Raw genomic sequence first — 25,606 nt, forward strand, 5'->3', positions numbered from 1 at the left:
ACGACAAATCGTCCACCGCTTTCGTCGGTCCGTAAACCTTGGTCAATCCCCTCAGCTCGATCATGAGGACCAGTCAACCACGAAAACCGAACTGTCGGAACTTTCAGACGCCAACAGAGAAAGGCGTTGCGTCCGTTCGCTGTCGAGGCTAGTATCGAATGTATGTTCGACACTACCGGGGGGTAAAAGTGACGACGCAAGTATCTGAACAGGCCATATCCAAACAGGCGATATCCGAAGAGACCATCGGACAATTCCGGGCATCACTCGCCAGCATGGATCGATCCATCGACAACGCAGCACGCGTGGATCTTCTGCGCGCATTGGAAGAGTTGAAGGCCAGTTGCGCTGGTGCCCAGGCATTGCTGGCTGCCGATCTCGACGCGTTCACCCGCAACGACCGCGGCGAACGGGGAGTGCCGCGCGCATACCAAGGCCGTGGAATCAACGCGCAGATTGCCCTCGCACGGCGAGAGTCGGCTTGGTTCGGAACTCAGCATCTGAACCTGGCCCGCGCACTGAACGACGAGATGCCTCACACACTTCGACTACTCGTCGACGGCTCCATCAGTGAGCATCAAGCGACGATCCTCATGCGCGAGACTTCATGTCTCACCGCCCAGGATCGCGCTACATTGGATCGCGAGTTCTGCTGCGACGCTGCAATCTTGGACGGATGCGGCAACCACCAACTGACACAAAGAATCCGCGCACGCACTGCCGAAATAGACTCCGACAGTGTTGCCAGACGAGCACGCAAAGCCGTGGGAGACAGACGAGTGACGTCACGGCCTGCGCCCGACACGATGTGCTGGCTCAATGTATTTCTTCCCGTGGCCGAAGGTATCGCCGTGCACGCCACGCTCAGGCGCGACGCAGATTCCGTACTTGCCGGCGGGGACAAGCGCACCCGAGCGCAAATCATGGCTGATCTCCTGGTCGAGCGAGTTACCGGAATCGGCCGCGCCACACCGACACCCGTCACCGTGAATCTGGTTGTCTCCGACCAGTCATTGTTGGGCGAAAATTCCGACCCGGCGTACGTCCACGGGTACGGACCTGTACCAGCCGCTATTGCACGCGAATGGATCACCAAGGCCAGCGAAGACTCCGAAACGGTGGCAACGCTCCGAAAGCTCTACGCACGCCCCGATACGGGCGCACTGACCGCAATGGAATCCACGGCGAGAACCTTCCCGAAGGGGTTGGCGCGATTGATCGAACTCCGTGATCGAAGCTGCCGTACTCCGTGGTGCGACGCGCCGGTTCGCCACCGCGACCACATTCGCGATCACTCGAGGGGTGGCCTCACCAGCGCAGCCAACGGTGCCGGGTTGTGTGCGGCATGCAATTACGCGAAACAGGGCTCGGACTGGACTGCCGAACCTGTACCAGGTAACCGGCACACCTTCACCACAACGACACCTACCGGGCACCGGTATTCGTCTGAGGCTCCGCCACTTCCGGCACCCTGGACCAGTCCGGATGCGGCCTAAGTTCCTCGGTGAGCCAATGCGTTCACGAACACCTCGGAAATCTCCGAGGGGTCACGAGCGATGTACGTCGAACCGCCCGTCACGCGGGAGATATCGGCGAGCGCCGCCGCGTCTGCGTCATCGGTGATGCCGATGGTGACGATGATGACCGGACGCGCCGGATCCTGCTCGCGTGCAAGTACATCGAGCAACTGTTCACGGCTGATGCTGTCAGGATCTTCGTTTGCGCCGTCGGTCAAGATGATGACGCTGTTGACTGCTCGCGGATCGTACGATTCCTGAACCTTACGGAATGCGGCCAGCGTCGTGTCGTACAAACCTGTGGCGCCACGTTTGAGTTCGGTGAGCCGGTTCGCCTGATCTGCCATCAACTTTCGTTGAGTCACACCGTCGACGATCGTGTCGTAGCGCCTGATCGGCACCAATTCCTGGAAGTCCTGGGTTCCGTTCATACCTTGGGAAAACGCCCAGAGACCGGCAGCGACGCTGTCTGGGAAGACCTGATTGCCGGCCAGAGCAGCAGCAGTGGTCAACTGCATGCGCGTCTTGCCGCCTGCCGCCGGGTAGTCCATCGACGCAGACACGTCGATCGCAACGAGTGTCCGGATCGGCTTGGCCATCAGAGCCCAAGCGCCCAGTGTCTGATCGGCCACCGACTGTTCGGACACGGTCAGTGCCGTGACGTCACCGACTCCACCTTCGACGGCTCCACCGCCGGAAGTACGGAACCCGCTGCGCGTCAGCACTTCCTGAGCAGATTCACTGTGCAACAGCTCGGCGATGGCGTCACTCTTCTTGGCTGCGGCGTAGTGCCGGTCCGGTGCCGAAGCACTGACCACCAGGGGGTAATCCATGATCATGGTTCCCGTCGCCGGTACTGTCGCGGAAATCTTCGACTCGGCCTTCGTGAACTCGACGACCTGTTGCTCGGTCGAAACACCGACCTTTCCGGAGCTGACCAATTCGGTGAGCATCTTCTGTCCTACCGGCTGATCTTCGGTACGAACACTCTCCGCTTGCGCATGGGGTACGAGTGCCGCTCGAACGGATTCGGAGGTGGCCCCGGTTTCCGCGAGAGCTCCGAGAATGGGCGCCGACGCAACCCCTGTGAACAACGGATTGCCCAACGCCAGATCGGGAACCTGTAGCGCCGCGAGCCAACTGGCAAACTGTTCGCCACCGCCGGAGGCGAGAACGACAGGCGAGGTGGCGATCGAACCTCCCGCGGCAGCGACCGGCCCCTTGGCCGTCAATGCAGCTTTGCCGACCCACGCTGTCGAATCCGGTATCCACATGTCCGGCGCGTCCACGCCCTTACCCAGGGTTCCCGCAACGTCCCCGGGCAGCGCAGAGGTAACCGTGATCCGCGAACAGCCTGTCTGCTCCGGCGACGATTCTGCGAGGATCTCCGTGACTGCCGGCGCGATCGCAGGATCCGCTGCCAGCGAGTACTCGTCGACGCTCTCGCAGGAATCGGACTGTGTTGCCTTGAAGACCACCACCCCGGTGGCGATTACCGCGACGGCAACCAACCCACCCACTGCGTAGAACCCGATCGACCGCCCGCTGTCAGGACTCGAATGCCGTCCGCCCGCCATGAAATCTGCCCTTCCGAGGCCACTCGCACTCAGGCATACCGACGGTATGCGCGCGACTGGAACTGTCCCTACCGGGCGGTAGTGTAGCCAAGAACACAGAAATTCCAACTAGCGCTGAATCGTCGGAGAACCGGCGAGCCCACATTTCGGGACAGGCCGGCCGAATTCACGAACCTTCAAGCGTCGCAGCGACTTTTCAGCAAACTGACCTGCCTAGAGCAGCTCACGCTTCTGAACCTTGCCCATCGCGTTACGTGGCAGAGTCTCGGCAAATCGAACCTCACGGGGACGCTTGTGCGCCGACAACTCCGCCCCGACCAACTCGACCAATTCGGCTTCGGTGACCTCGGGAGTCCCGGGCTTACGGACTACGACGGCGATGATCCGCTGCCCCAGATCGGCGTCGGGGACACCGATCACCGCAACTTCGGACACCGAAGGGTGCCCGAGGATGGCGGTCTCGATCTCGCCGGCGCCGACTCTGAATCCACCGGATTTGATCAAGTCGATGGATTCGCGGCCGACGATTCGGTGGAACCCACCCTCGTCGATGACGGCGACGTCACCGGTCTTGAAGTAGCCGTCCTCCGTCCAGGACTCGGCGGTTGCGTCCGGACGGTTCAAGTAGCCGTCGAAAAGCATCGGCCCACGTACCTGTAGGCCGCCGATACTCTCGCCGTCGTGCGGCACATCGTTGCCCTTCTCGTCACGAAGACGAGTCTCGACTCCGCGCAGCGGCACGCCGACCCACCCCGGGCGTCGCTCGCCGTCGAAACGCGTGCTGAGGGTCAGCATCGTCTCACTCATGCCGTAACGCTCGATGGGCGTCAATCCTGTTCGCTCCCGCAGCTTTTCGAAGACCGGCACGGGAAGCGGCGCACTACCGGAGACCAGAAGTCGGGCACCGGACAACGCGCGGGCAGCTTCTTCGTCTTCGGCGATACGCGACCAGACGGTGGGGACACCGAAGTAGAGGGAGCCTTTGGCCCTTGCGTAGTTTTCCGGCGTCGGCTTGACGGTGTGGATCACCCGGCTGCCGATCCGGAGGGGGCCGAGGATCCCGAGAATCAGTCCGTGCACGTGGAAGAGCGGAAGCCCGTGTACGAGGGTGTCTCGCCACGTCCAGTCCCAGGCCTCGGCGAGCGCGTCGAGCCCAGCTGCGATAGCCGAGCGACTGAGCAGAACGCCCTTCGGTGGGCCGGTAGTTCCGGACGTGTACAGGACGAATGCTGTGGACTGCGGTGCCGGTTCGGGATAGCTGTGCCACGAGCGAGCGTGCAATCGGACGGGAACCACGGGCAGACCTTCGCAGTGGTCGTCCGTTTCGCCGAGCCACGCCTGGGCACCGGAGTCACGCAGAATGTGCTCTCGCTCAGCCTTCCCCGAGTCCGGCGGGACCGGCACCACGGTGACGCCGGCAATCAACGCCCCGACGACGGCGAGAATCGTTTTTGCTGTGGGAGTTGCCAATACGGCAACCCGATCGGCCTGCGCCACTCGCTCCGCGACCGAGGTCGCGGCACCGAGAATGGCACTCCGCGAGAGAACCGTGTCACCGATCGTCACGGCGTCGTCGAGGTCGTCACCGCGGGCAACAGCAAGGGGGTTCAAGGATCTCAGCAGCACCACGACAGCATCTCACAGCGCGGATGGTCGCAAACTTTCTCCTGCCCGACGCGCGTCCATCGAGTGCGGAGGGAACAGCGTCACCAGCGCAGCCCCCAAGAGCGCCCCGGAAAGCACCGCGAATCCGTGTGCGTCGTCGACCGTCACCAATGTTGCGCCGCCGACGACAATCAGGACCGTCAGAACAATCTCAGGCATTCGCGGGCGCACCAGAACGCCGATGCCCGCGGCCGCCGCTGCCAGAGCAAGCGTGGCACCGGAGTTGCCTGCGCCGGTCGACGGGAAGACTGCGGTGGTGAGCAAACCGAACAACAGTTGACCGAGCAGGAAGAGAGCCCAGCCACGTGCGGCGCCCCAGAGCCGAAACGCAAGCGGTGCAACCACGGCCAGCGTCGCGAGATTGGTGACAGTTCCTGCGGCCCCTCCGTCCTGAACGAGCACGGAGGTCAGAATGCGCCACCATTGCCCGTCACGAATCAACGCGGGATCACGACGAAACATCTCGAGCAGTCCCGGCATCGCCGCCTGCAAGATGGAAGGCACTGCAACCATCAGCCAGAGGAGAGCTGCCGAGAGTGGGAATTCTCCGAAAACTCGACGACTTTTCAACCACACGAGCATCAGTGCAACCGAGGCAGCAACGACAGCAAAAATCAGTACCGCGTCCAAGCCGCCGGTCCCTGAGGTGGTCACAGCGCGACCTTACATCGGACCGATACCGACATCAGGGAACCTGACACCTGGGAAAGCGCACGATTCAGGCGGAGAGGCGCTTTGCTGCCGCGGCGATTCGCTCGTCTGTTGCAGTGAGCGCGATCCGCACGTGCTTGCTCCCGCTCGGTCCGTAGAACTCACCGGGGGCAACGAGGATCCCACGATCGGCGAACCAACTGACCGTCGCTCGACATTCCTCGCCGCGCGTCGCCCAGAGGTACAGACCTGCCTCGGAATTGTCGACGGTGAATCCGGCGCCTCGAACAGCTTCGATCAACACACTACGACGCTCGCGGTACCGCTCGCGCTGGATGTTCTCGTGTTGGTCGTCGCCCAAGGCTGCGGTCATCGCCGCCTGGATCGGTAGCGGCAGGATCATGCCCGCATGCTTGCGCACCTCGAGCAGTTCCGACACCAGAGCCGGATCACCGGTGACGAACCCGGCGCGATAGCTCGCGAGATTGGACGTCTTCGAAAGTGAGTGGACCGCAAGCAAACCGGTCAGATCACCGTCGTTGACACGAGGATCGAGAATGGAGAGCGCATCCGCTTCCCACGTCAATCCGAGGTAGCACTCGTCGGAGACGACGATGGCGCCGCGCTCGCGCGCCCAGGCCACGACCTTCTGCAAGTGCTCGAGGCCGAGCACCTTGCCGGTGGGATTCGAGGGCGAGTTCACGAAGATCATCGCCGCCGACTCGGGACCGAGCTTGTTCAAGCCGTCGGCGCGCAGGACACGAGCACCTGCCAGTTTCGCTGCGACCTCGTACGTCGGGTACGCCAACTCCGGAATGACCACCAGATCGCCGGCTCCGAGACCGAGCAATTTCGGCAGCCACGCGATCATTTCCTTGGTACCGATGGCCGGCAGCACCGCTGCCGGATCGACGTCGGGAATGTTGTAGCGGCGATCCAGTGACTCCGCCACGGCCTCGCGAAGCGCGAGCGTGCCATGAGTCGTCGGGTATCCGGGCACCTCGGCAACAGAGGCCAGAGCCTCCTGAATCACCGGGTCCACCGGATCCACCGGCGTCCCCACGGACAGGTTCACGATGCCGTCGGGATGAGAGTGCGCCTTCGCCGTGACATCGGCGAGCGAATCCCACGGAAAATCAGGAAGCCCAGCGGCGACCGGAGTACGAGACAAGATCTCTATTCCTCACCCATGGGAGGCAGCGCCTTGATGAACGGCGTGTCGTAGTCGACCTTGCCGAGCTTGGCCGCTCCACCCGGTGAGCCGAGATCGTCGAAGAAATCGACGTTGGTGCTGATGTACGCGTTCCACTGGTCCGGGACGTCGTCTTCGTAGAAGATGGCTTCGACGGGACAGACAGGCTCACACGCGCCGCAGTCGACACACTCGTCGGGGTGGATGTAAAGCATGCGTCCACCCTCGTAGATGCAGTCGACAGGGCATTCTTCGATGCACGCCTTGTCCATCACATCTACACACGGTTCAGCAATCGTGTAGGTCACTGCCGATCTCCCTGCCTTCCTGTCGTGCATCGCCGCCGCAACACGCAGTTGCAAGGGGCCGAAAATCCGATACGACTCTCACGTACCGCGGGAACAGCCTATTATCCCCCTGCCGACCGACTCTGAGCAGGCGGGGGTAACACATTTCAGCCTACTGCGGTGATGTTCCTCGACCGAATCGCGATCCACTTCTCCCCCAGAGCGGCCGCGCGTACCAGTGCGCCCCGCTCACCGAGGTAATCCGCCACGACGCCGACCACCGGAATCTTGCCGATGATCTCGTACGGTTTTGTCCGAGACGGCCGCTTGTGCAACTCGTCCGTGATGGCACGAAAAGTCTTGGACGTGCGCCACAACGTTCCGATGAGCGCGAACGGGCGCCAGGTCTCGTCGGCGCCGCCGGCTGATTTCTCGGCGAAGTCCTCTCCGGTGAGAAGCTCTCGAGACTTCGTCTCACGCCGGCACAGCACCGACGCCAGGAGGTCCACCTGCTGATCCCGTTCGGTCACTCCGTGTTCACGGGCAACCGCAACGAGCACAACGGCCTGATTCGCGAAGGCCAGCAGGTCCTGGATCGGCAACCGATTGAGGAGGACACCGAAGATGCCGGGAAACGCGACGGCAACGGTGTTGAGTGCACCCAACCGGGTCGTCCACCACTTCGAGCGCTGCTCGTCGGTCATCACCGACCACGCCGCCGTCCCGGGGAACTTGACGACGTCGAGGACCCAAGCGGCCGCGTCCAACACCATCGCAGCAGCGTTTCGCTCGGGATCGGTCGGCTCGAACGTCCGACGCTTGATACCGAGCGGATCGCTGTAGGCGAGGTCGAGAACCGGGTTGATCCCCCACACCGCTCGATCGAGAACCTCGACGACCTTGCGGTCCCCCAGTACGTCAGCCATCAGGCAATCGCTCCTTCGCGTCGTGCATGTGTGGTGGTTCGTTCGCGTGCCGGACGTCCGATTCCCTCGGCGATGGCGCGCAGTTCTGCGACGGTCTTCTCGGAACCGTGTTCGGAGCCGGCCATCCGCGAGATCGTCTCTTCCATCAGCGTTCCGCCGAGGTCGTTGGCGCCGCCGTTGAGCATCATCTGCGTTCCGGTGATGCCAAGTTTGACCCAGCTGGTCTGGATATTGGGTATGCGGCCGTGCAGCATGATGCGTGCCAACGCGTGCGCAGCGCGGTTGTCCCGATTGGTCGGCCCTGGCCGTGAAGCGCCCGCCAGGTACAGGGGCGCGCTCTGGTGAACGAACGGCAGCAGCACGAACTCCGTGAATCCGCCTGTACGGTCCTGGATTCCGCGAAGAACGTTCAGGTGCCCGACCCAATGGTGCGGCTGATCGACATGCCCGTACATCATCGTCGAACTCGACCGCAGCCCCACCTCGTGGGCCGTGGTGACCACTTCGATCCATTCCGCCGTCGGCAGTTTGCCCTTGGTGAGGATCCAGCGCACCTCGTCGTCGAGGATCTCCGCTGCCGTACCGGGAATGGTGTCCAGGCCCGCCTCACGAAGGGCCGTCAGCCAATCCCTGATGCTCTCACCACTGCGCGATGCACCGTTCACGATCTCCATCGGAGAGAACGCGTGGACGTGCATCGACGGCACGCGCTTCTTGACGGCCCGGACCAGGTCGGCGTAACCGGTGACGGGAAGTTCCGGATCGATACCGCCCTGCATGCACACCTCGGTTGCGCCGGCGACGTGCGCTTCCCACGCACGGTCGGCGACCTGCTCTGCCGACAGCGTGAACGCGTCGGCGTCACCCTTGCGCTGCGCGAACGCACAGAATCGGCAGCCCGTGTAGCAGATGTTGGTGAAGTTGATGTTCCGGTTCACCACGTAGGTGACGTCCTCGCCGACGGCATCCTTGCGCAGCGCATCCGCCAGTGCCACAACGGCTTCCAGGCCCGGGCCCTCCGCCGTGGCGAGGGCCAGGTACTCGTCGTCGGAACATCCGGCCGGGTCGCGTTCGGCACTGCGGAGCGCAGCCAGCAGATCGGTGTCGACGCGAATCGGAGCACTGAGCTCGAGAACCTGTTCGCGCACGGTCTCCCAGTCGCCGAACGCACTGCCCAGGTCACTGCGGGTCTCGGTGTTGCGCCCGTCCGTGTCGATCTCGGTATTGAGATCGACGCGTCCGCTCGATTCCCACGACTCGTCCGGTTCCTGCCACGGCCGACCCACCGGCTTGGTGTCGGGCAAGGCGAGACCGGTCTTGGGATCCGCCAGCGCCTGCACGTGACCCGCAATACGCGGATCGATCCACGGAGCCCCGGCCAGGACATATGCCGGCTGAGCCGCAGTGCGTTCGGTCAGCGTGAAGCCGCCCTCGGCGCTGATCTCGGCCAAGGTCTCAAGATTCGGCCAGGGACGCTCGGGGTTGACGTGATCGGGGGTCAACGGTGATACCCCGCCCCAGTCGTCCACGCCTGCGCCGAGCAGCGCGAGGCACTCGCTGTTCGAGACGAGATTCGGCGGACTCTGGATCCGCATCGTCGGCCCGAGCAGCAGGCGTGCGACGGCGATGGCCGCGAGAAACTCGTCGAGTCCAGCATCAGGCGTATTGCGCATCGCGGTATCGGGCTTGGCCAGGAAGTTCTGAATGATCACTTCCTGGATGTGGCCGAACGCCTTCTGCGACTTGCGTATCGCCATGATCGACTCGGCACGTTCGAGGAAGTTCTCCCCGATGCCCACAAGAATTCCCGTGGTGAAGGGGATGTTCAGTCGGCCTGCGTCGGTCAGGGTGCGTAGCCGAACCGCCGGGTCCTTGTCCGGGCTGCCGTAGTGGCACTCACCCTTGTCGGTGAACAGCCGGGTAGCGGTCGTCTCGAGCATCATGCCCATCGACGGCGCAACGGGCTTGAGCCGCGAGAGTTCCTGCCAGCTCATCACACCGGGATTGAGGTGTGGGAGCAGGCCTGTCTCCTCGAGTACCCGGATCGACATCGCTCGCACGTAGTCGAGGGTGGAGTCGTAGCCGCGTTCGTCCAGCCATTGCTTGGCTTCCGGCCAGCGAGCCTCGGGGCGATCCCCCAGCGTGAACAACGCTTCCTTGCAGCCCAATTCGGCGCCTGCCCTGGCAATGTCCAAAACCTCGTCCGGTTCCAGGAACATGCCGTGCCCAGCGGCACGCAGCTTCCCTGGCACCGTGACGAATGTGCAGTAGTGGCACTTGTCCTGGCACAGACGGGTCAGCGGAATGAAAACTTTCCGCGAATACGTCATGGTGTTCGGCCGACCCGCTGCCAGCAGACCGGCATCGCGAACCTTGGCCGCCGAAGAACACAGATCGGTCAGATCGGTTCCCCGTGCCTGCAGCAGCGTTGCCGCCTCGTCGACGTTCAGGGTCGCTCCGTCGCGTGCACGACGGAGAACTCGCCGCATCGCCGACGCTGACGGGCCGGGCGACGGACTGGACGAGGCGGACGCGGAAATACCTGGCATCGGAAGCATGGTGGGTTTGCCGGAGTCATCACCAGTTCGGTTCACCTAGCGATCATGCGCCATGTGGGACGACTAGTGCCACCCGGTGCCAGAAGTAGGAGGCCTCACCGCCCCGACACCGCCTCGATCACGACGGCCGGTAGTCGTCGTCGACCACAACCTCGACTCGTTGATCCACGACGTCAGCCACTGGCGCGTCGAGCGGAATGTCGGTCAGATCGGGTTCTTCAGGGGCGTTCGGATCTACGGGTGTCGATTGTTCGAGCGCATCTGATTCCGGAGCCTCCGGGTCGAATGTCGCATCTTGTTCGGTCATCACGTGCTCCCTTCGCGGTCGCCACACTCCACGATAGGGCCGATGTCGACAGATCGCCCCTCACTCGACCAAAGTAGTGCCCATGACTGCGCCGCAACCGCTGACCATGGCCGACCCGTTATGGCGACCCAGCACCAAAGCCCCGAGGCTGTGGGCAATCACTGCCTCACTGTTCTGGGTACCCGTCATCGTCGCCGAAATCGTCTGTGCCGTCTTGGTGCCCGGAATCCCGTCCTGGGTGGTCGGCACCGTATTCGCAGTCACCGTACTCTTCGCTGCCACCTACATTCTGATGGTCCCGGCGTGGCGGTATCGGGTCCACCGATGGGAGATCAGTGACACCGCGGTATACACCCGCACCGGCTGGTTCACCCAGGAGCGACGCATCGCACCGATCTCGCGCGTGCAGACCGTGGACACCGAGCGCGGACCGATCGACCGCATGTTGGGTCTGGCAACCGTCACGGTCACGACAGCGTCGTCGGCCGGGGCCGTGAAGATCTCCGCACTCGACCAGGAAGTCGCCGACCGCACGGTGGCTCAACTGACGGAGATCGCGGGTACCAACGTGGGAGACGCGACGTGAACGAGAAACAGTTGGGCGACCCGACCGCGATCGAGATCCCGGTAGAGGCGGAAACGGCAGCTGCCGAGGCCGCGGAAGAGGAACAGCCCTGGCTCCGCCTCGACCGACGCATGCTTCTGGTCCACCCCGTCAACGAAGTCGTCAAACTGCTCCCGGTCCTACTCGTCTCCGTAGTTCTCGGCAGCCAATCCGGAAACCACTGGTGGGGACTCGGCGTCGTCACTCTGCTCGTCATCTTCGGTTTGTTGCGGTATTTCACCACCACGTACCGAATCGGACCCGTCCACGTTCAACTGCGCACCGGGGTCTTCCAGAAAAAGCTGCTCTCCGTCCCGCGTAGCCGCATCCGATCCGTCGACGTCGAGGCCGGGGTCATGCACCGGTTGCTCGGACTGTCGATCGTGCGCATCGGTACCGGCCAGCGCGCCGGGAGCGGCCACGATTCGAACAAGTTCGAGCTCAACGCCCTGTCGACCGCCCTGGTTCCGGACCTACGCGCCGCACTGTTGGCCGGCGCCCAGCAAGCACGGCGACTGGAAACCCCGGGCACGCCGGTCGAAAGCATCACCGAACCGGTCGACACCGAAATCGGTCACTGGGAACCGAGTTGGGTTCGCTACGCCCCCTTTTCGTTCACCGGAATCGCCATCATCGCAGCCATCATCGGCATCTCGTTCCAATACGGCATCGGCACTGCCGTCGCGAAATCCTCGGCAGTGAGCGACAGCTTCGACTCACTCGAGAGCCTCGGCATCGCACTGATGGTCGTCATCGCACTCGTCGTGCTGCTGGTGCTGTCGAGTGCACTCGCCTGCGTCCAGTACCTGATCGCGTTCGGCAACATGAAACTCACCGACAACGGCCGCATCCTGCATGTCAGTCACGGCCTGTTGAAGACTCGGCAAACCACACTCGACCGCGCCCGCCTCCGTGGCACGACGCTCAAGGAACCGCTCCTGCTGCGATTGGCCCGCGGCGCGCGGCTCGACGCCATCATGACCGGGGTCAGCGCCGAGAAGAAGGAATCTTCGCTACTGCTCCCACAGGGACCACGCAGGGAAGCCGAGCGAGTGATGGCCACCGTGATCGGTGACTCACGCCAGGCGTCCGCCCCGCTGATCCCGCACGGCCCGGCCGCGCGGCGTCGCCGGTACACCCGAGCACTGTTCCTCGCCGCGGTGGCGTTCCTGGTCTGTGTGGCGTGCGCGGCTTCTGGACTCGATGTACCGATCTACGCGTGGTTCGGGGTCGCCGTACTCGCCATCGGTGGCACCGCCCTCGCCTACGACCGATACAACGGCCTCGGCCACGCAGTACTACCCGGATGGTTGATCACCCGAAACGGCTCGCTCGATCGCCAGCGTCACAGTCTCGAATCCGAAGGTGTCATCGGATGGACGGTGCGCGAGACGTTCTTCCAACGACGCGCGGGAGTGGCAACCGTCGTCGCCGCGACGCCCGCCGGCACCGGAAGCTACGAGGTGATCGATCTCCCCGCCGAGAACGCGTGGGCATTGATCGAAGCCGTCACTCCGGGCGGTGGCGACGTGTGGGCAGGTCGTCGATGATGAGCCGCGCCAGCGAACCGAGACGCGATCGCTCCGGCTGGATGGTCGGAACACCGAGGAGTTCCAGCGGGGCGGCCGTCACCGGTCCGACGCAGTAGGTCGGTACCGGTCCGCGCATAGCTGCGACGAACCGCTCCAGCTCGCCCATTTCTTTTGCCGTGCTGAGCATCGAGGAGACCGCGGGGGCACTGGTGAAGGTCAGCGCGTCGATCGCACCGGAACGAACTGCAGCGACCAACGCGCGGACCGGCGACTGATCCGGCGGCCGGATCCACCGATAGACCGATACCGGAGTGACAACCGCGCCGATGTCGGCGAGGGAGGCGCTCAGGTCCGTCAACGGCTCCCATTCGGTGATGGTGCCGTGCAACTGAACTGCGATGCGCAAGCCTGCCACTCCCTCGCTTCCGAGATGTGCCAGAACTTCCTCGGACGACTCACCCGAAGGCGACCATTCCTCGCGCAGTCCGGCGCCTCGGATGGCGCCCGTCGCCTTGGGGCCGCGGGCGATGATGCGCGTGTGGGCGAGAGCCCCGAGGAACTCCTCGGTCAAACCCCACGAGGCGACGGCGTCGAGCCAACCCCTGAAGCCGATCCCGGTACTGATCACGACCAATTCCGGAGGATCGGCAATCAAAGCGGACGTCTGAGTCCTCAGGTCTCGATCGTCCACCAAGGGCAGCACATGGATCACCGGTGTCCGCACGATCTCCGCGCCTCGACGTTCGAGGAGCGTCGCAAATTCTTCGACACGCCGTTCTGCGGTCAAGGCGATAGTCGCACCCGCCAAATCATGTTCAGCCACAGGCTGAGTGTCCCTTATGCACGGGTCAGTTTCCTACGCGCGCGCCGAGAACTATTGCGAGCTGAGGGTGGCAAGTCTGTTGATCGCCACTTTGAAGAGGAAAACGGCGGCCGGAGCGATCGCACCGACCAGCAGCAGGAAGGTCAGAGGGGACGAAAGCACGAGTACGTCGCCGCCGGGGCCGCCCACCATGCACACCAAGAACCCGACGATCCAACCGGCGAGCGGCAATGCGGCCCTACCCGGCGTCGTAACCGTGCGGGCGGCGATCACCAATACGAGGTTCGCGGTCGCGGCTACGAGAATGCTGATGGGAAATGCCGTCGTACCGAGATGAGTCGGCAAGAACAGGACGGACAACACCGCGCACAAGAATCCGTCGAAAATCAGGACGCCGAGGATGACAGGGTCGAGCCACGACAGCGACGTTCCTGTCGAGGCGTCCGTGTTGTTCTCGACGGTCGTCATGGTTTTGATAGTGGTCTATCGGTCGTCATCGCGCGAGCGCGGGGTCCTTCCCGACAAGCACCCCGGCTCGCGCCCGAAAAGCACGAAGCTGATCAGGGAACCGGCGGGAACCCGAGCAGGGTCAGCAAATGACTCTGCTGATCTGCGAATGCGTAGAGCGACCCGTAATACAAGTCGTGGTAATAACCAGCCATCGGACGCAACGAATCGACGAAGGCGACGATCTGGTTCTGCAGGTCCCAGTTGTACATTTCTTCAGCCCCCAGGCTTTGCTGTTACCGAAAGGACCACCCATCCGGTGACACGCATCACACACCACTACGGCGTCGATCGCAATGCCTGTGAGCCGACGCCCAGGTCAGCTGTGCAGCCCGTCGAACAGATCGCGCTCGCGGCCGTCCTCACCCACCGGACCGAGCGCGCCGGCGGCCAATACGAAATGCTCGACCGTCAGGATCGGTTGGACCACGTTGTTCGACAATGCGAACTCGGCTCGGCTCGGGGCTACCGTCACCTGAGTGGCGTGGGCGCTCAATGCCCTCGCCTTCGCATCGATGACGCCTCGAACGTCGATTGCCGTCGTCACGTCTGTGTCCTCGACGCTCGGCAATTCCCCGGGCTCGGGCAGACGCCAGTTCTCCGGGAACTCGGAAATCGCCGCGATGCCGCGTTCGAGTCCGCTGCGCTCGGTCACGGTCCAGTAGAACTTCGGAGTCGACCACGGCTCGCCGGTCTCGGGATACGCGGTCGTTCCTGCAGCTTCGACGGCCGCTGTCGTGATCGCGTGCGCCTGGATGTGGTCCGGGTGCCCGTAGCCGCCGTTGGGGTCGTACGTGATCACGACGTGCGGCCGAATCTCACGAATGACGGCGACCACCGCGCCGACTGCTTCGTCGAGTCGAGCATTGACAAAAGCACGGGGATTGGCGGCCGAAGGTGTGCCGATCATTCCGGAGTCGCGATACCGACCGGCACCGGCGAGGAAGCGAGGAGCGGCACTGCCCAAAGCCGACAAAGCAGCGCTCAGTTCCGCGATCCGGTAGCCACCGAGTTGATCGGCCTCGGAAGCCACGAGCCCGGCCCACGCATCACCGATCACTTCGCCTTCCTCCCCCAACGTGCAGGTGAGGACTGTGACCTCGACGCCTTCGGACGTGTATCGCGCGATGGTGCCACCGGTGGTGATCGTTTCGTCGTCCGGATGTGCGTGCACCAACAGAAGTCGCTTCGCCGACGCGGTCACTTTTCCACCCTCACCCAGTCCGTAGCGTTTCCGAATATCCCCACCTGCACCGGCCCGTCGAGGACCACGCCCTCGACTCCGGTCCCGACCGCGACCAGCGCTCGGCTCTGCACGATCGGCAAAACCGCCGCAAGATCCCACAGCTTGGGTTCCGCATCGGCGATCAACGACCCCAGATCCCCGATGCCACTGAGCGCTTCGTCGATCCGACCTTGCAACGCCGGATCACACAGCCCGGACAGGTTGCTCGGAGCCTCGACGCTTGTCGTTCGGATGGGCTCCGGTGTCTGCGACGGCGTCGGTGCGGGCACTGCCGAACTTGTTGCCGGAGTGGAAGGTGCGCTCGGGCAACTGAACCGCGAGGCCAGCGAAGTGGCCGTGTCGGCGCCTGCCCGGCTCCAACCGACGATCATGTCGACGCGTCCTGTCGTCAGGTCCTCGCCGTAGAGTTCCTCCGGCGCCACCGATTCGACGGTCGCCAGGATTCCCACGTCACGCAATTCGTCGGCAGCGGTGTTTGCCACGGCGATCGCGATGTCGTCGTTTTCGGGAGCGCCGATCAGCAGTGTCAACTGGGCGCCGTCACGGACGATCGATCCGACCGTTCCAGTGCCCGTGACGATTCCGGTGGGCGGTGCCGTCAGGTAGCCGGCTGCAGTCAGCTCGCCCAGTGCTTGCTCCCTGGTCGGTTTCGGCGGCGCGGTGGGCGCATATCCCGGATCCGACGGAGCGAGGATCTGAGCTTTCACCGGGGCGGACGCCGATTCACTCCCTGCCGCCACCACGGCGAGCAGGTCCGGATCGAGCAGTCCCAGAACACCTTTACGCACCCGAACATCTGCGAAGTTCTTGCTTCGCCCGTTCACGTTGATGTCGAGAGTGCGCGGAACGTAGGAGAATGCCGTCCTGACACCCGGGATTGCAGACAGCTGAATATCCGTGGCACTACCCGAATGAACCTGCGCCACTTGGGCATCGTCGGTACGCAGCGCATCCGCCAACTGTGCAGCCGTTCCTCCGCGTCGCAGAACTATCTGATCCGGGTCTGAAGGCTTGCCCCAGAATCGGTCGTTGCGTTCGAGCACGATTTCGTCCCGGCCGCGGTCGACCGAGCGCACGTGAAAGTGGGCTCCCGACACCGGAATCCCCTCACTCAGGCCGGTGCTGAAACCGCCGGGAGTGTCCTTGATCAGGTGGGACGGAAGAATATCGGTGAACAACTCTCGCCATGCCGGATACGGCGCACGCATCACGACGTTGACCGTTTTGCCGCCGCCGGACGAGTTCACGTCGTCGATCATCTGATAGCCCGCGGGATTGACCACACCGGGAACCGAGATCATCTGCTGCCACAGGTAGCGAAAGTCTTCTGCCGCAATGGGAGCGCCGTCCGACCATTGGGCTTCGTTGCGCAGTTGGTAGCGAATCGTGAACGGGGCCTCCGACGTCACTTCAGCGGAAACGAGGAAAGAATCGTCGATCGCCCACTCCGTCGCGCCAGGTTGTGTGGGCGAATTGATCGGGCGAAACGCACTGGGCAGTACGAGGTTGCCGACTGCGGAGTTGACCGGCGACTGATCCGCGAGCAGGTGCGGGTTGAATCCGCCTCCCACCTCGTCGATTGCCACAGTGACCTGCTTCATCGCCGGAACGACCGGAGTCGGTGTGGGCTTGACGGTTTCGGTGCTCTCGACCGGAGGCGGCGGATCGGCTGTACATGCAGTCAGTGACAACGCCGTCACTGCCACTGCCAACGCCAGGTAGCGACGTCCTGAGGCCACAGACAATTCCTTCCGTACGGGGCCGCGTCGCCCCTTCGCACTCGATTTCCAGGCAGAACTTTGCCTGGAAACCATGAAGGCGAATGTACCTTTCCGCCGAAAACTCGGCTGAAAGGCACATCCGCCTGTCAGGTTGTAACCGACGAAAGACTACAGAGCAGCCTTGTCGCGTGCCTTGCTACGTGAACGCTCGCGAGCGCGCTCGGTTGCGTTGAGGTGCACCTTGCGGACGCGAACGTCCTCCGGGGTGACCTCGACGCACTCGTCGCTGGAGCAGAACTCCATCGCTGCTTCGAGTTCGAGCTTGATCGGCTTTGCGAGGGTCTCCATCACGTCTGCGGACGACTGACGCATGTTGGTCAGCTTCTTCTCGCGGGTGACGTTGATGTCGAGGTCTTCCTGACGCGGGTTGATACCGACGACGTGTCCCTCGTAGGTGTCTGCGCCGGGCTCGACGAAGAAGGTTCCGCGGTCGGCCAACTGGATCATGGCGAACGGCGTCACCGTGCCGGAGCGGTCCGAGACGAGCGAGCCGGTGTGGCGCGCACGGATCTCGCCGGCCCACGGGCCGTATCCGTCGAACACGGCGTTGGCGATACCGGTTCCGCGGGTTTCCGTGAGGAAGTCCGTGCGGAAGCCGATGAGGCCACGCGAAGGAACGATGAACTCCATGCGAACCCAGCCTGCGCCGTGGTTCGACATCTGGACCATCTTGCCCTTGCGGTTGGCCAGGAGCTGCGTGATGGCGCCGAGGTACTCCTCGGGGCTGTCGATGGTCAGCTCTTCGAAAGGCTCGTGAACCTTGCCGTCGACGAGCTGCGTGACAACCTGCGGCTTACCGACGGTGAGTTCGAAGCCCTCACGACGCATCTGCTCGACGAGGATGGCGAGCGCGAGCTCTCCACGACCCTGGACCTCCCACGCATCGGGGCGACCGATGTCGAGGACCTTGAGCGAGACGTTACCGACGAGCTCCTGGTCCAGGCGGGACTTGACCATGCGTGCAGTCAGCTTGTGACCCTTGACGCGACCGACGAGCGGTGACGTGTTGGTGCCGATCGTGACCGAGATTGCCGGCTGGTCGACGGTGATGCGGGGCAGTGCGACCGGGTTCTCCAGATCGGCGAGGGTGTCGCCGATCATGATGTCCGGGAATCCTGCGACGGCGCAGATGTCACCGGCGACGGCGACCTCACCGGGAACGCGCTCGACACCGATGGTCGTGAGGAGTTCGGTGATCTTGGTCTTCGTGACGACGGGCTCGCCGTCGACCTCGCGGCACCAGGACACGGTCTGGCCCTTGCGCAGCTCGCCGTTGTGGATGCGAACGAGTGCGAGGCGACCGAGGAATGCGGATGCGTCGAGGTTGGTGACGTGAGCCTGCAGCGGTGCGTCGACCGAGCCCTTCGGCGCGGGGACGTACTCCATCAGCACCTGGAAGAGTGCGGTGAGGTCCTCGGCGTCGGGAGCCTTGCCGTTCTCGGGCTGCACGGTCGATGCCTTGCCTTCGCGACCGGACGCGTAGAGGACGGGAAGTTCGAGTGCGAGCTCAGCGGCTTCGGCGGCCTCGTCGGACAGGTCCGATGCGAGGTCGAGGAGCAGGTCCTGAGCCTCGGTGACAACCTCTTCGATGCGGGCGTCGGGGCGGTCCGTCTTGTTGACGACCAGGATGACGGGCAGCGAAGCGGCGAGTGCCTTGCGCAGCACGAAACGCGTCTGCGGCAGGGGTCCCTCGGAAGCATCGACGAGCAGGACGACGCCGTCGACCATGGACAGGCCGCGCTCGACCTCGCCACCGAAGTCGGCGTGGCCGGGGGTGTCGATGACGTTGATGACGGTGATGGAACCGTCTTCGTTGACCTTATGTACTGCGGTGTTCTTCGCGAGAATGGTGATGCCCTTCTCGCGTTCGAGGTCGCCGGAGTCCATAACGCGATCGACCAGCTCGGCGCGCTCCTCGAACGCGCCGGACTGACGAAGCATGGCGTCGACGAGGGTGGTCTTGCCGTGGTCGACGTGTGCGACGATGGCAACGTTACGGAAGCTGGTGATGGTCACGCGATGGCTCTCCTGGCTGAGTTGATTCGGCCACGCGAAAGTCAAGTCGCACGGCTCTTCTGGTGGCCGCTGCACGAGTGTGTGATCCGAATCAGGGCACGAATCGCCTGAGAAGGCACCGCGGCCTAGTAAATACTACTCGCTCCGGGCTGATACTCCTGCATTGTGCGGCCTCTATCACCGCCCCCACCAGCGAATAGTGATCTGCACCACGCCGATGCGCGTAGGATTACGACCTGGAGAAACAGGTCATTTAAGGGTACGCTAACCTCGTTCCAAGAGCGGGCTCTCCGCCGTAGTGAAACAGGAAAGCCGCAGCGTCACATGGGAAAAGTCAAGGCAAGCAAGGTCTCGCAGCTCAAGCCGAAGAAGAAGTGCTGCCGCAAGAAGACGCGGTGCATCAAGTGTCCCGTCGTCATCATGCGGATGAAGAAGCTCGAGAACGAGGGCGCATCCAAGAAGGAACTGAAAGCGGGTCTCAAGAAGGCTCGTGCGGCGTAAGCGCGCTCAATTCCGCGAGTAACTCGGGGATCCAGGCTCGATCGTTGTCCACCAGATCCATCGACAACAGTTCTTCGGCGTCGACCCATGTCAATTGAGCATGGTCGAGCGCGACCGGTTCTCCCGACACCAACTCCGCCCGGTAGGCCCGCAGGACCAACCCAGGCGACAGTGGCACGTCGACGCCGATTCTGGCGCCGCATCTCACCTCGACCGCCAGTTCCTCGAGCAGCTCCCGCGCCAACGCGTTCTGTGGCGATTCGAATTCTTCGACCTTCCCGCCCGGCAGCTCCCAACGACCGGCCAAAGCCGGCGGACTCGTCCGCTGCGCGAGGAGCAGCCTTCCCTCGCGGAAGATCGCACCGGCGACAACTTCCCGATCCCTTGCAGGTGCATCACTCATCGCACCATGATGGAGTATGGCCACTTTGTTGTCCGACTCCGCGATCCAAAACGCTCTCGACGAACTGCCCGCCTGGCAACTGTCGCCAGGGTCGATCACTCGCACGGTCGACTCCGCGACATTCCCGGACGCCATCGCACTTCTTCAACGCATCGCGGCAGTCGCCGAGGCCGCGGATCATCATCCCGACATCGACGTTCGCTGGCGAAAGGTCACGTACACGCTTTCGACACACTCGGCGGGCGGTCTCACGGAACTGGACTTCGACCTTGCCCGTCGAATTGACGTACTCGTCGACGATTCGGTCCGTTTCGACTGATCTTCGAGTGAACAAACCTCGCAATCTGACGTAACAGTTGCATCAACTTTCACATAGATCACTTCAGTCACAGGTATGGTCGCCGTAAATCACGATCGAGGCCGGTCATGCCATAGACTCCCCCCGGTGCGTAGCTGCTCAGCAACTGAACAGCTGTACAACCCGGGGGCTCTGTACATAGAGTGACCCCTCGAGCCGTCAAACGCGGAGCTCGCCTAGGCGCCCGCGCGGTATGACTAAGGATGGGGAAACAGTGCTTCGAACCCGAGGTATGCGAAAGGCGTTCACCGCCGTCGCTATTGCCGCAGTAGCAGGACTGGCATTGCCGGCACAGGCAATGGCCGATCCGGCAGCACCGCCCGCACCCGAAAGTGTGCCGATCGAGTTCCTCGCATCGTTTGCGCCCGCCATCATCGGCGCCGCCGCAGGTCCGGCCGATGTTGCAGGCGGACCGCAGCAAGCGTTGCTCGACCAGGCTCGCGCGATCCTGAACTCCCCCGGCATTCCGCCCGAGATCAAGGCCACCCTCGAGAAGGTCATCACCTTCCTCGACGGCAGCGGCGGCGGCGGACCGGCGATCCCGGACGAGAACGCCCCCGTCATCGCGCAGTTCCTCTACCCGACGCTTGGCAAGGGCTGCATCTCGGCCACCGCCGATTCGGTCGGAACCGCACTTGCCGTTCCCGGCCCGGCTCACCTGCCTCCTCCCGGTCCCGCTGCCGGTCAGGCTGGATTCGTCTTCACCGCTCTCGGTACGGCTCCCGCCGTCGACGACCAGCCGGTGCCGATGACCGTCACCTGGGTCAACATCGACAACCAGCGCAGCGCCACCCAGAACTTGACCAACGCCGCACGCATCAACCCGGACGGCCCAGCCACTCTGTCGGCTATCGCCGATACCGGCCCCGGACGCGTTCTCTCGGTGATCAGCGGTTCGCTGACCACCCAGCCGGAAGGCGCAGATCGCATCACCTGCAGCTTCCTTCCGACCGTGGGCATGTTCGCGGTAGCTTGATCGAAGTCTTGTGAAAGGGACCCACCGAATTTCGGTGGGTCCCTTTTGCATCTCCGATCACCGTGATAGACCCGATAGATGGGACATCTACGAGTGGACATCACGCACGGTCGTCCAGAGAAGAAATCCGGCCCAGACCAGTCGATACGGTCACACAAGTCGACGCGATCGATACTGTCCATCCGATCCGAGGGGTCCATTCTCTCGATCGGATCGGCGTACTCGATCCTGTCGATCGGTAGCGTCGGCTCTTTTCTTTCGATCGGAAGCATCGGGTCTACGGCGTCGGTCCTGAGTTCGGGCTCGTTCGCCAGTCTCGGGTCCGCGCTGTCCGGTCTCTCACGTTGGTCACTGCTCTCCTGGCGTGGAAATCATGCAGCCCCCGAAGAACACCCGAAACTTGTTGTCATTGCGCCGGAATCGGATTCGAGCGATCCGGACCGCTCACTACGATCCGTCTCGCACTCTCAGACCTGATTCGGTCGCGGCCATTCGCGGCCTTCCAGCGCTTCGACCGAGGTATTGAATTGCCGCAGTAGGTCACCGAGCGCGAGACGCTGCTCCGGCGTCCACTCGCGGAGGACCTTTTCGACACCGGCTGTCGAATGTTCGCGATCAGCACGAAGTTTCGACAGCCCCTGCGCCGTCGGCCGGACCTTTCGCGCGAGCCCTCCGTCCGGATCCTCCACTCGCTCCACCAAGCCCTGACGCCTCAGCGCGCCGATCTGCCGGTTGATGGTGGAGATGTCGAGCGAGAAAGCGCAGGAGAGCTCCTTGAGGCTCATGGGATGTTGCAATTCCAGTCGACCGAGCAGTAGATACGCCGACCGGTCCAGATGAAGTTCGGCCCGTTGTGCGAGCGCGTGGTAACGCGAGAGCAGAGTCAACTCGTACTCGATATTCACCAGATCAGGGTCCCGGTCCATCCTCATATTGTGCAGACTACACACGATGTGTAGCGTGCACACTGGGGCGAACGCACCAATCAGAACACGCCATGGCGGGAGCCGCATGTCCGTTCACGCAGGGTCGTCCAATGTCGACGAGAAAATCCCCGACACGAACTACGCATCCTCGGGTCCAGTGCTCACCGTTCTAGGACTGTGCGGAATCGTCGTCGCCTTGATGCAGACGCTGGTAGTCCCCATCATTCCGCAATTGCCGCACCTGTTGAACTCTACTCCCGCCGACACCTCGTGGGCGGTCACCGCAACACTCCTCGCCGCCGCGGTGATCACGCCGATCAGCGGGCGCCTCGGCGACATGTTCGGCAAGAAACGAATGCTGCTGGTCAGTCTCGCGATGGTCGTTCTGGGCTCGGCCATCTGCGCGATCGCACCTTCACTGATCGTGCTCGTTGTCGGCCGTGCACTTCAAGGAGCATCGGTCGGGGCAATTCCATTGGGCATAGCCATCATTCGTGACGTTCTTCCACCGAAGAAAGTGGCCGGCGCGATGGCGGTCATGAGCGCCACCCTCGGCGTCGGCGGTGCGATCGGACTGCCGATCGCCGCGGTGATCGCCCAGAATGCCAACTGGCACTTCCTCTTCGTCACATCGGCAGCGTTCGGGCTGATCTGCATCGCACTGGTTGCGTTCGTCATTCCCGAATCGACCGTACGACGCCCGGGACGTTTCGACTTCGTCGGTGCGCTCGGCCTCACCGTTGGTCTGATCACCCTGTTACTCCCCATCACCAAGGGCGGAACCTGGGGATGGGGCGACGCGAAAACCCTGGGGCTCCTTGCGGTTTCCGCGCTCAGCTTCCTGGTGTGGGGATGGTGGGAACTTCGACGCAACGCACCGCTGGTGGACCTCCGCGTATCGGCCCGGCCGCAAGTTCTCTTCACCAACTTCGCGTCGATCGCCGTCGGTTTTGCCATGTACGGCAATTCCCTGACGCTCCCCCAACTGCTCATGGCACCGACGTCCACCGGTTACGGACTCGGACTGTCCATGGTTGCAGCGGGGCTCGCACTGGCCCCCGGCGGACTCGTCATGATGGCGCTCTCGCCCGTCTCCGCTCGAATTTCGGCTTGGCGCGGCCCGCGAATCACGTTGATGCTCGGCGCCCTCGTCATCGGATTGGGTTACGCCTTCGCATATTTCACGGTGTCGAGCGTCTGGCAGGTCGCCGTGGCCGGAATGTTCATCGGAGCGGGCGTCGGGCTCTCGTACTCGGCCATGCCGGCCTTGATCATGGGCGCAGTCCCCATCACGGAATCTGCAGCCGCGAACGGACTGAACTCACTGATGCGATCGATCGGCACGTCGACGTCTGCCGCGATCGTGAGCGTCGTCCTGGCCGGAATGACCATCACCGTCGGCACCGCAGTGATCCCCTCGTTCGAGGCGTTTCGTGCCACGTTCCTGATCTCCATCGCCGCCGCCGTCGTGACGATGGTGTTCGCCGGGTTGATTCCCAAACAGAAAGTCTCGTAAGGGAATCAACCCGGCGGAGGACTCACTTCTCCGAAGAGCCTTCGATGCTGCCCGTCTGCAACTTCGACAGAAGTGTGTAGATGAAATTGATGATGATATCCACGTGGTGCCCTCTCACATAACGGGTCCCCGACCCGACAACGACGGTACCGCAGAACTCTTCTCCATCGAATCGCCGACAATCAATTCTGCAACGTGTTCTAATTTGAGGCGACGACTACCCGAGGAGCCTTTCATGACCTGGACACGCACCGAACTCGAAGACGCCTTCGCGGGTTACCAGAACACCGTTGTCGAGTGCACTCGTTCCGGCGATTGGAACGCCTTCGCGGACATGTTCACCGAGGACGTCGTCTACGTGGAACACGCTTTCGGCACCCTCAATGGCCGAGAGGCCGTACGCAAGTGGGTTACTCGCACGATGACGGAGTTCCCGGGGCACCGCATGACCGAATTTCCAGCCAACTGGTTCGTGGTCGACGAGCAGCGCGGATGGATCGTGTGCGAGATCGACAACCCGATGGAGGATCCGGGTGACGGATCCAAGCACGGAGCCGCCAACATCACGATCCTGCATTACGCCGGCAACGGACTGTGGTCTCGCGAAGAAGACGCCTACAACCCGATGAACTTCCTGTCGATGGCAAAAGCATGGTGCCTCGCCGCGGAAGCGGCGGGCACCCTCCCCGATGACGCCAAGGCCTGGCTCGCCAAATTCGGCGCTATGGTGCGATAGATCCTGTCGGCAACGAGGATCCGACCGGCTGGGCCGGACCGACCGCACCGGCCAACGACCACTGCCCGTAGTCCCGAGTGAGGATCGAGTTCAGATCCACGCCGACGCCGTCGACCTTGCGCTTGTCGATCTCGAACTGATGCAGGTTTGCCCGCGGGTGCACATACCCTGCGGGTGAGCCCCAGTTGTGCTGCCAGAACCAGGTTCCGACGCCGGCACTGATCATTGCGTCGATCACGCGAGTGTTTCCGTAGACGCCGAGCGCTCCGTTGCCGACAACCGAGGCCCACCCCTCGAGGTACGGCGCGATCAGCGTAGTGATTTCAGTACTGGTCGGGTTGTCGTCGATCGACGCGTAGATCGGGCGACCGGACGGCCCACCAGCCGCCGCATGTAGTTCGAGGCCACGGGCAGCATGACGCTTGCCCGCTTCGCGGGCCCCGCGCCAGTCCGCCGTTCCGCCCTTGCCGAATTGATAGCAAGAAACGACTTGAAGTCCGGCCGCGGTCAACGCGTCGGTTTCCCGCGCCAGTACGGGCTTGCCGACCATCCAATCGGCGCCCGGGCGCCTGTCCGAGACGTATCGAATGGCGCCCGCATACCCGGCGGCCTTGATTGCCTGAGCGGACGGCACACCGGCGGCGTAATCGAGCAGGGTCCCGAGCGAACCGGCATTGGCCACCGACGTCGTACCGCTCAATGCAGCGAGTCCGGCAGCCGCCGATCCAGCCGCTGCGTACTTGAAGAGGTTTCTTCGCGAGACGTGCACAAAGCTCCGATCATCGGCGTGTCCCGCTCGAAGTGGCGGGCAGGCAAGCTATCTTCGTTCGCTCGCATTCCACCACAGTCACATCAACCCCGCCATGCACTTGGCCAACATGAGCCACATTTGCGACAAATGGGCTCGGTGCCCACTCCACCGCGCAGCTCGACGAAACAGAGAAGTGGGGGGGGGGGGGGGGGGGGGGGGGGGGGGGGGGGGGGGGGGGGGGGGGGGGGGG

The 25,606-nt window shown here is 63.3% G+C and carries 26 protein-coding genes; 9 read left to right on the forward strand and 17 right to left on the reverse strand.

Annotated features, from left to right (window positions below; all coding sequences use genetic code 11):
• Positions 1–275: 275 nt before the first annotated feature.
• Positions 276–1,496 carry an HNH endonuclease signature motif containing protein gene (locus tag M1L53_RS31970; protein ID WP_230691683.1) on the forward strand — a complete coding sequence of 407 codons (1,221 nt, stop codon included), beginning with the start codon at positions 276–278 and terminating at the stop codon, positions 1,494–1,496.
• Here M1L53_RS31970 and M1L53_RS31975 read toward each other — a convergent pair.
• The 8 genes from M1L53_RS31975 to M1L53_RS32010 form a co-directional block, all read right to left on the reverse strand.
• Entirely contained in the window at positions 1,493–3,094 is a 1,602-nt protein-coding gene (locus M1L53_RS31975) for a substrate-binding and VWA domain-containing protein (RefSeq protein WP_042926345.1), read from the reverse strand. The two genes, M1L53_RS31970 and M1L53_RS31975, sit on opposite strands and share 4 nt — an antisense overlap.
• A gap of 213 nt (positions 3,095–3,307) precedes the next feature.
• Positions 3,308–4,720 (reverse strand): acyl-CoA synthetase, encoded by a 1,413-nt coding sequence (locus M1L53_RS31980; RefSeq protein WP_007726254.1) that lies wholly within the window; start codon positions 4,718–4,720, stop codon positions 3,308–3,310.
• 12 nt (positions 4,721–4,732) lie between these two features.
• On the reverse strand, positions 4,733–5,413 hold the full coding sequence (locus tag M1L53_RS31985; protein ID WP_030536218.1) for a hypothetical protein: 681 nt from the start codon (positions 5,411–5,413) through the stop codon (positions 4,733–4,735).
• Positions 5,414–5,477: 64 nt separating this feature from the next.
• Positions 5,478–6,581 (reverse strand): succinyldiaminopimelate transaminase, encoded by a 1,104-nt coding sequence (gene dapC, locus M1L53_RS31990; RefSeq protein ID WP_039972669.1) that lies wholly within the window; start codon positions 6,579–6,581, stop codon positions 5,478–5,480.
• Positions 6,582–6,586: 5 nt separating this feature from the next.
• Positions 6,587–6,910, reverse strand: a complete 324-nt coding sequence (fdxA, locus tag M1L53_RS31995) for a ferredoxin (protein WP_003945248.1) — start codon at positions 6,908–6,910, stop codon at positions 6,587–6,589.
• A gap of 146 nt (positions 6,911–7,056) precedes the next feature.
• The gene (locus M1L53_RS32000) at positions 7,057–7,815 is read right to left on the reverse strand and encodes a hypothetical protein (RefSeq protein WP_003945247.1); all 759 of its coding nucleotides are present in this window, start codon (positions 7,813–7,815) and stop codon (positions 7,057–7,059) included.
• Complete coding sequence (locus tag M1L53_RS32005; RefSeq protein ID WP_054188748.1) at positions 7,815–10,373, reverse strand: bifunctional FO biosynthesis protein CofGH; 2,559 nt, start codon at positions 10,371–10,373, stop codon at positions 7,815–7,817. Before M1L53_RS32005 ends, M1L53_RS32000 begins: the two co-directional genes overlap by 1 nt.
• A 118-nt stretch (positions 10,374–10,491) precedes the next feature.
• Positions 10,492–10,680 (reverse strand): hypothetical protein, encoded by a 189-nt coding sequence (locus M1L53_RS32010; protein ID WP_054188749.1) that lies wholly within the window; start codon positions 10,678–10,680, stop codon positions 10,492–10,494.
• 82 nt (positions 10,681–10,762) lie between these two features.
• Here M1L53_RS32010 and M1L53_RS32015 point away from each other — a divergent pair, with 82 nt between their 5' ends.
• Both M1L53_RS32015 and M1L53_RS32020 read left to right on the forward strand, forming a co-directional pair.
• Entirely contained in the window at positions 10,763–11,266 is a 504-nt protein-coding gene (locus tag M1L53_RS32015; protein WP_042926352.1) for a PH domain-containing protein, read from the forward strand.
• Positions 11,263–12,834, forward strand: coding sequence for a PH domain-containing protein (locus M1L53_RS32020; RefSeq protein ID WP_082931405.1), 1,572 nt, complete (start codon positions 11,263–11,265; stop codon positions 12,832–12,834). The genes M1L53_RS32015 and M1L53_RS32020 overlap by 4 nt, the downstream gene beginning before the upstream one ends.
• On the opposite strand, the gene M1L53_RS32025 is transcribed toward M1L53_RS32020, so the two are convergent.
• The 6 genes from M1L53_RS32025 to typA all read right to left on the reverse strand — a co-directional run bounded on the left by M1L53_RS32025 (position 12,794) and on the right by typA (position 19,189).
• Positions 12,794–13,639 (reverse strand): uroporphyrinogen-III synthase, encoded by an 846-nt coding sequence (locus M1L53_RS32025; protein ID WP_003945251.1) that lies wholly within the window; start codon positions 13,637–13,639, stop codon positions 12,794–12,796. The genes M1L53_RS32020 and M1L53_RS32025 overlap by 41 nt on opposite strands.
• 51 nt (positions 13,640–13,690) lie before the next feature.
• Complete coding sequence (locus tag M1L53_RS32030) at positions 13,691–14,107, reverse strand: hypothetical protein (RefSeq protein ID WP_030536224.1); 417 nt, start codon at positions 14,105–14,107, stop codon at positions 13,691–13,693.
• 92 nt (positions 14,108–14,199) lie between these two features.
• Positions 14,200–14,358 (reverse strand): hypothetical protein, encoded by a 159-nt coding sequence (locus tag M1L53_RS32035; protein ID WP_003945210.1) that lies wholly within the window; start codon positions 14,356–14,358, stop codon positions 14,200–14,202.
• Between the two features lie 107 nt (positions 14,359–14,465).
• Positions 14,466–15,350, reverse strand: coding sequence for an N-acetyl-1-D-myo-inositol-2-amino-2-deoxy-alpha-D-glucopyranoside deacetylase (gene mshB / locus M1L53_RS32040; RefSeq protein WP_054188750.1), 885 nt, complete (start codon positions 15,348–15,350; stop codon positions 14,466–14,468).
• Positions 15,347–17,131 carry an ABC transporter family substrate-binding protein gene (locus M1L53_RS32045; RefSeq protein WP_030536226.1) on the reverse strand — a complete coding sequence of 595 codons (1,785 nt, stop codon included), beginning with the start codon at positions 17,129–17,131 and terminating at the stop codon, positions 15,347–15,349. Before M1L53_RS32045 ends, mshB begins: the two co-directional genes overlap by 4 nt.
• A 150-nt stretch (positions 17,132–17,281) precedes the next feature.
• Positions 17,282–19,189, reverse strand: a complete 1,908-nt coding sequence (gene typA, locus M1L53_RS32050) for a translational GTPase TypA (RefSeq protein WP_007726276.1) — start codon at positions 19,187–19,189, stop codon at positions 17,282–17,284.
• A gap of 324 nt (positions 19,190–19,513) precedes the next feature.
• Between typA and M1L53_RS32055 the strand changes: the two genes are divergently transcribed.
• Positions 19,514–19,690 carry a hypothetical protein gene (locus tag M1L53_RS32055; protein WP_003945207.1) on the forward strand — a complete coding sequence of 59 codons (177 nt, stop codon included), beginning with the start codon at positions 19,514–19,516 and terminating at the stop codon, positions 19,688–19,690.
• Here the strand turns inward: M1L53_RS32055 and M1L53_RS32060 are convergent.
• Positions 19,668–20,093: a (deoxy)nucleoside triphosphate pyrophosphohydrolase gene (locus M1L53_RS32060; protein WP_007726279.1), complete on the reverse strand. Its 426-nt coding sequence runs from the start codon at positions 20,091–20,093 to the stop codon at positions 19,668–19,670. The genes M1L53_RS32055 and M1L53_RS32060 overlap by 23 nt on opposite strands.
• 16 nt (positions 20,094–20,109) lie before the next feature.
• On the opposite strand from M1L53_RS32060, the gene M1L53_RS32065 reads away from it, so the two are divergent.
• From M1L53_RS32065 to M1L53_RS32075, 3 genes are all read left to right on the forward strand, one after another.
• Complete coding sequence (locus tag M1L53_RS32065; protein WP_003945236.1) at positions 20,110–20,412, forward strand: 4a-hydroxytetrahydrobiopterin dehydratase; 303 nt, start codon at positions 20,110–20,112, stop codon at positions 20,410–20,412.
• Between the two features lie 271 nt (positions 20,413–20,683).
• Positions 20,684–21,427: a hypothetical protein gene (locus M1L53_RS32070; RefSeq protein WP_003945233.1), complete on the forward strand. Its 744-nt coding sequence runs from the start codon at positions 20,684–20,686 to the stop codon at positions 21,425–21,427.
• Between the two features lie 78 nt (positions 21,428–21,505).
• On the forward strand, positions 21,506–21,904 hold the full coding sequence (locus M1L53_RS32075) for a hypothetical protein (protein ID WP_042448789.1): 399 nt from the start codon (positions 21,506–21,508) through the stop codon (positions 21,902–21,904).
• Here M1L53_RS32075 and M1L53_RS32080 read toward each other — a convergent pair.
• The gene (locus tag M1L53_RS32080; RefSeq protein WP_003945257.1) at positions 21,895–22,353 is read right to left on the reverse strand and encodes a MarR family winged helix-turn-helix transcriptional regulator; all 459 of its coding nucleotides are present in this window, start codon (positions 22,351–22,353) and stop codon (positions 21,895–21,897) included. The two genes, M1L53_RS32075 and M1L53_RS32080, sit on opposite strands and share 10 nt — an antisense overlap.
• An 85-nt stretch (positions 22,354–22,438) precedes the next feature.
• On the opposite strand from M1L53_RS32080, the gene M1L53_RS32085 reads away from it, so the two are divergent.
• Complete coding sequence (locus tag M1L53_RS32085; protein WP_054188751.1) at positions 22,439–23,869, forward strand: MFS transporter; 1,431 nt, start codon at positions 22,439–22,441, stop codon at positions 23,867–23,869.
• A gap of 235 nt (positions 23,870–24,104) precedes the next feature.
• On the forward strand, positions 24,105–24,605 hold the full coding sequence (locus M1L53_RS32090) for a nuclear transport factor 2 family protein (RefSeq protein ID WP_007726289.1): 501 nt from the start codon (positions 24,105–24,107) through the stop codon (positions 24,603–24,605).
• Here M1L53_RS32090 and M1L53_RS32095 read toward each other — a convergent pair.
• On the reverse strand, positions 24,592–25,374 hold the full coding sequence (locus M1L53_RS32095; protein WP_042920828.1) for a DUF1906 domain-containing protein: 783 nt from the start codon (positions 25,372–25,374) through the stop codon (positions 24,592–24,594). The genes M1L53_RS32090 and M1L53_RS32095 overlap by 14 nt on opposite strands.
• Between the last annotated feature and the right edge of the window lie 232 nt (positions 25,375–25,606).

This window comes from Rhodococcus sp. T9N (genome assembly GCF_024436645.1).
Lineage (GTDB): Bacteria > Actinomycetota > Actinomycetes > Mycobacteriales > Mycobacteriaceae > Rhodococcus_F > Rhodococcus_F qingshengii.

Bases quoted from the DNA above. Each gene is read 5' to 3' on its own strand.
- M1L53_RS32065 (WP_003945236.1), top strand. From the start codon at position 20,110: ATGGCCACTTTGTTGTCCGACTCCGCGATCCAAAACGCTCTCGACGAA.
- M1L53_RS32005 (WP_054188748.1), bottom strand. From the start codon at position 10,373: ATGCTTCCGATGCCAGGTATTTCCGCGTCCGCCTCGTCCAGTCCGTCG.
- M1L53_RS32060 (WP_007726279.1), bottom strand. From the start codon at position 20,093: ATGAGTGATGCACCTGCAAGGGATCGGGAAGTTGTCGCCGGTGCGATC.
- M1L53_RS32075 (WP_042448789.1), top strand. From the start codon at position 21,506: ATGGGACATCTACGAGTGGACATCACGCACGGTCGTCCAGAGAAGAAA.
- M1L53_RS32070 (WP_003945233.1), top strand. From the start codon at position 20,684: ATGCGAAAGGCGTTCACCGCCGTCGCTATTGCCGCAGTAGCAGGACTG.
- M1L53_RS32030 (WP_030536224.1), bottom strand. From the start codon at position 14,107: ATGACGACCGTCGAGAACAACACGGACGCCTCGACAGGAACGTCGCTG.
- M1L53_RS32085 (WP_054188751.1), top strand. From the start codon at position 22,439: ATGTCCGTTCACGCAGGGTCGTCCAATGTCGACGAGAAAATCCCCGAC.
- M1L53_RS31970 (WP_230691683.1), top strand. From the start codon at position 276: ATGGATCGATCCATCGACAACGCAGCACGCGTGGATCTTCTGCGCGCA.
- M1L53_RS32010 (WP_054188749.1), bottom strand. From the start codon at position 10,680: ATGACCGAACAAGATGCGACATTCGACCCGGAGGCTCCGGAATCAGAT.
- M1L53_RS32015 (WP_042926352.1), top strand. From the start codon at position 10,763: ATGACTGCGCCGCAACCGCTGACCATGGCCGACCCGTTATGGCGACCC.
- M1L53_RS32055 (WP_003945207.1), top strand. From the start codon at position 19,514: ATGGGAAAAGTCAAGGCAAGCAAGGTCTCGCAGCTCAAGCCGAAGAAG.
- M1L53_RS32080 (WP_003945257.1), bottom strand. From the start codon at position 22,353: ATGGACCGGGACCCTGATCTGGTGAATATCGAGTACGAGTTGACTCTG.
- M1L53_RS32090 (WP_007726289.1), top strand. From the start codon at position 24,105: ATGACCTGGACACGCACCGAACTCGAAGACGCCTTCGCGGGTTACCAG.
- M1L53_RS32000 (WP_003945247.1), bottom strand. From the start codon at position 7,815: ATGGCTGACGTACTGGGGGACCGCAAGGTCGTCGAGGTTCTCGATCGA.
- M1L53_RS31975 (WP_042926345.1), bottom strand. From the start codon at position 3,094: ATGGCGGGCGGACGGCATTCGAGTCCTGACAGCGGGCGGTCGATCGGG.
- M1L53_RS32035 (WP_003945210.1), bottom strand. From the start codon at position 14,358: ATGTACAACTGGGACCTGCAGAACCAGATCGTCGCCTTCGTCGATTCG.